This is a genomic window from Mycobacterium sp. (assembly GCF_032161845.1).
GTDB lineage: Bacteria > Actinomycetota > Actinomycetes > Mycobacteriales > Mycobacteriaceae > Mycobacterium.
Genome location: NZ_JAVRQA010000330.1, coordinates 1 through 6,205 on the forward strand (window position 1 = coordinate 1; position 6,205 = coordinate 6,205).

Below are 6,205 nucleotides of genomic sequence, written 5' to 3' on the forward strand. Positions count from 1 at the left end.
GAGCCACATGCTAACTGGCAGCCACCCGCCTCAAGCGCCTCCGGACACTAGCGCGGGGCGTACATGATCAAGCCGACACCGAACAGGCAGACGACCGCTCCCGCCACGTCCCACCGGTCGGGCCGGAAGCCGTCGGCGACCATGCCCCACAACAGCGAACCCGCGATGAAGATCCCGCCGTACGCGGCGAGCACCCTCCCGAAGTTCGCATCCGGCTGGAACGCCGCGACGAAGCCGTAGGCGCCGAGGGCGAGCACACCGGCACCGGCCCAGAGCCAGCCCCGGTGTTCCCTCATGCCCTGCCACACCAGCCATGCGCCACCGATCTCCAGCAGCGCCGCCAGCACGAACAGCACGATCGACTTGAGAACCGTCATGTCTGGTTGCGGTTCCACTCGAGCCAACCGACGCCGGTCCGACCGTCGGTCGTCGTCACGGTGGCCCAGGCGCGCGGAAACCTGCTGACCCGGCCGTCGACCGACGTCAGCAGCACTGGGGCGTGACCCCGGATGTCGATGCTCGCGGTGGTGTCGCCCGGCGCGATCTCGAGGGTGGTGCCGACCGGTAGGTCGTCGTCGCCGAAGGTCTCCCGCGCGACGACGGTCTTCAATTCGACGACTTCTCCCCCGCGCTGGACGTATCCGGCGCCGATCGGCGGTGCGCCGGGAATTCTGAGATCGAGCCCGTGGATGTGCGTGCCGTCGTCGAGATGCAGTGCGCTCCAAACCCATTCCATGCTCCACCAGTCCCGTGCCGCCCACGAATGGTCCCGCTGCCCGGCCACGTCGGAGAACTCGAAGGAGTGACCGTCCGCGCTGACCGTGCCCGACACCGTGCACGGGATCTCGTAGCGGGTCGACAGCCGGTACTGGTACGGAGTTCCTGCCGTGGTCCACACCAGGTCCATCGCGACGTCGACGGGACGGCCGGGCGTGCCCCTCAGAAGATCGGCCGGATCGTCGTAGGCCTCGCCCCGACCACGAAGGGACACCCGATACGACTGCAGTGGCACGGTGGCTTCGAGCTCGAGGTCGATGCCGCCGGTGTGGACGTGGGTGTGCACCTCGGGCAGGGCCGCCTCGAAGTCCAGGACGGCGATGGTGGGGATGTGCGGGCCGCACAGCAGCGCGTTGATCCAGGCGTGGCCCTGGTTGGGGATCAGGCCAAGGCGTAACCAGCCGCCGACGTCCTGACCGGGATCGGCGAAGTCGAAATACCAGCTCTCACTCCACAGCGCCTCATCGGTCGGCTCGTGAACCCCCTCGTCTTCGACGTTGGGCTGCAACGGTTCCGGCGTCGAGGGCGCTGGCAGGACGGCCATCGCATCCAGGTCGAGGACATGGGTGCAGTGCCGCGCGATCATCGTCATGAACATCCGGTCGCCGCGCTCGGTGCGCTCGACCAGCATCGGTGAGACGATCGCCATCACCACTCCGAAGAAACTCTGGCGACGCACGCCCTCGCGCACGTCTTCCATGGTGAGCGTGGCATCGGGGCCGAGCGCGTCGTGGTAGGCGCGCAGCAAGGCCTCGCCATGGTCACGGCGCTGTTGGGTCGGCAAGGCGCAGCCGAGGAAGTAGGCGACGTCGGTGAGGGCCGGCCCCCAGGTGACGGTTTGCCAGTCGACCACGGTGAGCGGGCGATCGGCGCCGTCCTCGCCGAACAGCATGTTGTCGAGACGATAGTCGCCGTGGATCAGCCCCTGCGGCCCGCCCGACGCAGCCTCGGCGGCCAGGTAGGCATCGAACGTGGCGACCAATCGCTCGCACACCTCGCGGTGTTCTGGCGCGATGTCGTCGCTATAGCGGTCGATGAACGCGGCGTAGAGGGCGGCCATCAGGCCCTGATTGAGCGGCGACTCCCGATTGATCCATTCGGCGCCCGCCAGGGCTGCGTTGCCAAGCAGCGGCCCGTGCACCCGGCCGAGCTGAGTCAGCGCCATCGCCGCCTCTTCGATTGTGGCGCCGCCGATTTCGTCGCCGACGACGGCGGGTGCCGCGTCGCCGAGCAGCAGGTCGAACATGCCGGTCGCCGGGTCGTAGGCAGCGTGGTGACACGGCGCGACCGGGCCGTGCAACCCTGGCGCGATGTCGGTGTAGAAGCGCACCTCCCGTTCGTAGAGACCCATCGCAAGGCCCGTCTGCCTGCTACTGGGATCGGCGGCGGCCACCTTCAACACCACCGACGCGGGCCCGTCCTCGCCGTCGGCGTAGGTGAGCGCGACTCGGTAACATTCGCTCATCTGGCCGGTTCCGATGCGGTCGAACGTGAAGTCGGTGACTTCCCCCGCATTGAGCGCGGCCGTCAGCCATTCGGACGTGAGGTCGCCAGGTCGTTCAACGAGGGCGAGTGTGGTCGGGGTCACGAGACTGAATGTAAGAGGGCAAGTTGACGGGTGTCAACTCTCGGTGTGGCAGGCATCGGAGGCGGCGGCGTGGACGTCGAGGGACGGATTCCGATCGAAGAACCCGAATGGCTTGAGCCAGAAGGACACGACGTCGACCGGCATCACGGGCCAATCCTCTGGCCGGGTGATGTGATGCAGCCCGAACACATACCAGAGCACGACGTCGGTGTTGTCGATCGACCGGTTGGCCTTGGTCCACTGTCCGAGGCCCGTGTCTTCGACCGACTGGTTGACGAACTCGCCTGCTGGCCAACGCTCGTCGGCTGAGTTCGGCGTGACCCAGACCGTGTGGCCGATTACGTTGGCGCGCTTGAGCACTGGTGACGCGGGGTCGAACATGGACGGGATCGCGCCACCCGGCACCAGCTTGTAGGCGGGATGGGTCCCCAGGCCGTTGGTGACGTTGGTGTTGACGACCTTCCACGAGCGTTGCGTCTCGAAGTTGAAGTCCTGCTTGCCCTCGCTCTCGGAGCGCAGCGGCACGTTACGCGTGACGAGGGAGAGGCCGTAGGGGTTCTCCGCACCCATCGGCTCGGCGTATGACTCGGACATGAAGACCGTGTTGTCACCGCCGTCGACGTCCATGTCGAGGCGCGCCACCAGGAAGTGTTGGTGGAACGGCGCATACGTGCGCTCGTCGACGAGGGTCCCGTTCGGGTTGGGTGCGCCGGGGGCGAGCGGCGTGGTCACCATGATGCCGGTGGCCCGGACCTCGCATTCGATGTTGCCGTCCTGATAGAGGCGCCAATAGACGAGGTACTCGTAGTTAGCGACCGTCACGTGGAACGAGATCGTCAGGCGACGGATCCGCCGCACCTCGGCGCCCGCGTCGTGATCGACGTGCTTCCACAATACGGCGCCGTCTTCCTCGTGGATGCAAATCGCGTTGGCGATGGTGTACGGCTCACCCTTGCTGTCGTGCATGACGGCGTCGAGGTAGCGGATCTCCCCGAGACAGTCGCAGCCGAGCTTGAGCGAGGTCGTCATGAACCCAAGCCCCCACTCCCCGATGTCGAATGCGGTGCGGCGGTAGTGATCGGCCGACGAATCGCGGTAGGGAACGATCATCTCGGCGAACGACATTCGGTGCGCGATCGAGCGCTCGCGATCGCCGTCGCGGTAGCGCACGGTGTGCAGCGTCATGCCCTCCCGGTAGTTGAACCCGATGCGCAGTGACCAGTTCTGCCACTTCAGCAGATTGCCGTCGAGGGTGAACGACGGCCCGTCCGGCTGGGTGACGAGCAGCGGCTTGAGCGGCTCTCGGGTGGACGCCGCGCGGATGTGCTCCGGAACGTGCTTGGGCACGTATTCGCCCATCACGTCCGGTGGTTCGATGTCTCCCCCAGAAAACGGGCCGATGTCCTCAACCCGAAGCACCTCCATGCTGTTCAGGTCGATGACGCAGTGCAGGCCGCTGACCAGATGCGCATAGGGGTTGGCCCCCGGCGCGTCCTTGCGCCACGTGTCCGACCAGCCCAGCCTGCGGTCGCGGTACTCGAGCGGCGCGACCGCGTCGCCGAAGGTCCAGGTGTCCATGAAGACGTTGTCGAGATCGGTGATGCCCCGTTTGGCCAGGGCGGCAACGACATCCGGATGCTTGCGCAGCACCTGATCGCATTCGACGAACTCGTCCACGGTGAAGTTCGCCTGCACTCCGGGGACGAGGTCGAACGACTCGACGCTGTCATCGCTGAGCGAGACGACACTCTTGTAGGTCGCATTCGCCGACCTGTCAAGACAGATGGCGGTCGCGCGCCGCGCAGGCACGGTGGCGTCCTTCCCGTACGCCCGCAGCTCGTCCTTGCTCGGTTCGATCAGCTCGATCGATGCGAACCGCCAACCCAGGTCCGAGCTTGCCGACGGCGCCGCGCCCACGCCGTGCTCGCGCAGCAACACCTCAGCGACAGCGGTGAATTCGTCGGCCGAGAGTGGATCCAGTGGATGCGTCACGTCACCACTCGACCACATCGTCCGCGGACCCGCAGGGGGATCACCAGAACCTGGCGACCGGCCTCAGTTCGCGGCCAGGCTGAAGCCCTCCCACGCCCGTCGCCGGTCCGCGTTGGGGTCGAACTCAAGGTGCGAATGCCGGTCGAAGACCATGACCGCGCGCTGGTCGCCGGTGTACTGCGGCCACCCGTCGCCGGGCACTCCGGTGCGGCTGAACGAGCGCCACCGGGCCTGTACGTCGTTACTCACCCGTCGTGCCGAGCGGCGGTCGGCGGCGGCGGTCATCAGCGAACCGAATCGCGTTCGGTAGACGTCGAATACGGCGAACAACTCGGTGGCGTGCGTCGCGCCAAGGCCCGACCAATGAAAGGTGCGCGGCGCGTAGTCGTACCGGTAGACGAAGGTCGGGGCGTGCCTGCTGTGCGCCGCGGCGATCTGCCACGCCGCAGTCCCAAAGGCGAAGTCGCCGCCGAGCCGGATGCAGGCGCTGGGACTCGGGTAGCCAGGATAGGCCTTGGTGATCCGGTCCCTGGACTCGACGTCCGAGTCGGCGAGGAGAAGCTCGATCGCCGGTTCGGTCGTCGGCAACAACTGTAGAAAACGGGTGAACAGCTTGCCCTCGTCGGCGTTGGTACCGACGATGAGCGGGACCCGATGCGCCGTACCGTCCCGCATCGCCGCGACGGGATCCTCCGGCAGAAACTCGGTGTCGTAGGTGGGCCCGACCACGAACGCGCCGCGCATCTCCTTCATTCCGCGACTCATCACCGTGTCGAGCGCGTCGACCAGCTCCTTTGGCCGAGCCGCCATCACCGCGGCGGCGGCGTCTCTACGCTCGACCCCGAGCACGCCGACGAAGTCGTCGGCGAAAGCTGCGGCCACGTCCGGCGGCCCTGCCATGCCACTCGCCGGGCTTTCCGAGATCGCTTGCGCGAATAGCCCTTTGGCCGCGGGTGTGGCAAGAAGGGTCGCGACGGCATGCGCACCGGCACTCTCACCGAAGATCGTCACGTTGTTGGGGTCACCGCCGAACACCGCGACGTTGTCGCGAACCCACTGCAGTGCCATCACCAGATCGCGTAGAAACAGGTTGTCGTCGATGGGGTGCTCGGGCGTCGACAACGCCGACAGGTCCATACACCCCAGCGCTCCGAGTCGGTAGTTCACCGACACGTAGATGCAGCCCCTTCGGGCCATGGACGCGCCGTCGTAGATCGGCGTCGCCGAACTGCCGAGGATGTACCCGCCGCCGTGGATGAAGAACATCACCGGCAGCGGTTCGTCCGCTGACGAGCGCTCGCGCGAGGAACCGACTTCCGAAGGGGTCTCGGGCGCAACCACGTTGACCGTCAGGCAGTCCTCGCTCATCGGCTGGTACTTGCCGACGCCGAGCAGCGTGTACCTGCGCTGCTGCGGGGCGCAGTAGGTGAACCCGTGGCAGTACCGCACGCCGGGCCACGGCTGCACCGGCTGGGGGGCGCGCAGGCGCAGAGGTCCAACCGGAGGGCGGGCGAACGGGATGGACCGCCATCGATGAACGCCGTCGGCAGTGAACCCCTCGACGACCCCGCTGTCGATGGTCACGCGAATGGTGCGATCGTGCATGACCCGACGTTAGCGAAGAACTGCACGCCCGACGTGCCTGACTTGCCGTCCAGTTGAGCCAGCTACCCTGGTCGCCATGCGAATCGTCCTGCTCATCGCCGTATCTGCGCTGGTAGCGGGCTGTTCGAGTGGGTCGGGCGGTTCCGGCGACCAAACCGAACCCACGACGACCTCGGGCACCTCGACGAGCTCGAGCCCCATCAAGAGCTCGTCTCCGACCTCGACGAAACCTTCACTGGCGCC

The 6,205-nt window shown here is 66.8% G+C and carries 4 protein-coding genes; all 4 read right to left on the minus strand.

Translation table 11 applies throughout. The features are described 5' to 3' along the window. Nucleotides 1–47: 47 nt before the first annotated feature. From QOD90_RS17875 to QOD90_RS17890, 4 genes are read right to left on the minus strand one after another with little or no spacing between them, the layout of a single operon-like run. Nucleotides 48–377, minus strand: a complete 330-nt coding sequence (locus QOD90_RS17875; protein WP_526352082.1) for a YnfA family protein — start codon at nucleotides 375–377, stop codon at nucleotides 48–50. Next, the gene (locus QOD90_RS17880) at nucleotides 374–2,365 is read right to left on the minus strand and encodes a DUF7064 domain-containing protein (protein ID WP_526352084.1); all 1,992 of its coding nucleotides are present in this window, start codon (nucleotides 2,363–2,365) and stop codon (nucleotides 374–376) included. The genes QOD90_RS17875 and QOD90_RS17880 overlap by 4 nt, the downstream gene beginning before the upstream one ends. Nucleotides 2,366–2,398: 33 nt before the next feature. Then, nucleotides 2,399–4,375, minus strand: a complete 1,977-nt coding sequence (locus QOD90_RS17885) for a primary-amine oxidase (protein WP_526352086.1) — start codon at nucleotides 4,373–4,375, stop codon at nucleotides 2,399–2,401. Between the two features lie 45 nt (nucleotides 4,376–4,420). Then, the gene (locus QOD90_RS17890) at nucleotides 4,421–5,962 is read right to left on the minus strand and encodes a carboxylesterase/lipase family protein (protein WP_526352088.1); all 1,542 of its coding nucleotides are present in this window, start codon (nucleotides 5,960–5,962) and stop codon (nucleotides 4,421–4,423) included. Nucleotides 5,963–6,205: the final 243 nt, after the last annotated feature.

Coding starts and splice junctions, on each gene's coding strand:
- QOD90_RS17875 (WP_526352082.1), bottom strand. CDS start 377: ATGACGGTTCTCAAGTCGATCGTGCTGTTCGTGCTGGCGGCGCTGCTG.
- QOD90_RS17885 (WP_526352086.1), bottom strand. CDS start 4,375: ATGTGGTCGAGTGGTGACGTGACGCATCCACTGGATCCACTCTCGGCC.
- QOD90_RS17890 (WP_526352088.1), bottom strand. CDS start 5,962: ATGCACGATCGCACCATTCGCGTGACCATCGACAGCGGGGTCGTCGAG.